1 protein-coding gene is annotated in these 212 nt (G+C 48.6%); it reads left to right on the forward strand.

Translation table 11 applies throughout. The features are described 5' to 3' along the window. Positions 1–30 precede the first annotated feature (30 nt). The coding region (locus B0D78_RS13135) for an HD domain-containing protein (RefSeq protein WP_205948352.1) at positions 31–212 on the forward strand (182 nt) is incomplete at its 3' end.

The raw sequence follows: 212 nt of genomic DNA on the forward strand, positions 1-212 counted from the left end.
ACAAAAGACAGCGCCGCGGTGCTGCAGAAGATGCTTGAGTCCTTTTTGCCCCGATTCCCCGATTTTACTGATCACACGATCCTGCACAGCATGGATGTGCTCGAATACTGTAATATGCTGATCGGAGAGAAACAGATCGAAAGACTCAGCGCGGCGGAATGTTATGTGCTGATAATGTCATGCTATCTGCACGATATCGGCATGGGCATAAA

It is taken from the genome of Pyramidobacter sp. C12-8 (genome assembly GCF_002007215.1).
Taxonomy (GTDB): domain Bacteria; phylum Synergistota; class Synergistia; order Synergistales; family Dethiosulfovibrionaceae; genus Pyramidobacter.